Source organism: Alcanivorax sp. HI0083 (genome assembly GCF_001635175.1).
Window position 1 is genome coordinate 1 of the sequence record NZ_LWFX01000786.1, and the last position, 534, is coordinate 534.

The 534-nt window shown below is 53.9% G+C and carries 1 pseudogene; it reads left to right on the forward strand.

Going from position 1 to position 534, the window contains the following annotated elements:
- Positions 1–534 (forward strand): annotated as a pseudogene (locus A3754_RS27510) (hypothetical protein); the annotation flags it as partial.

The window sequence follows — 534 nt, forward strand, 5'->3', positions numbered from 1 at the left end:
ACCCGGGCGCTGGCTACACTCCTGCTGCTTTGCGCCTCATCGGCCCTCTGGGCACAGATCATTACCCTCACCGGCGCCGACTTCAAACCCCTGATCGGCAAACATATCGGTCTGTACTCCTTTTTCGCTGTAAAAGAAGGTCGCCTTGTGCCGGTTCCCCACCAGTGGGTCCAATGGTCCAGGGAGGGCTACCCCTACTTTGAGAAAGATGACAGCACGCATCTGATTGGTGATCCGCGCCGCATCGATACAGAAGACCGGCTGTTGTTGCGTTTCGAAGACGGTGGCCCGGCATTAAGCGGTAATGTTTCAGAAAACGTCGCCGCAGAACTGCTGGTCTCCCATAACGACAAGGAACACCATTTTTACCTGGTCAAGAACGCCTATCTGCAAAGCACAGAGCGCTATGTGCAGTTCGACCCGGAAAGCATGACCATCAAAAGCACCGACTTTGCCTTGAGCATGACAGATCAGAATCTGTTCAAGTGGAGCGATTTTTATTTTCGCGGTTTCGAAGGGGAAAACGGCGAGCGC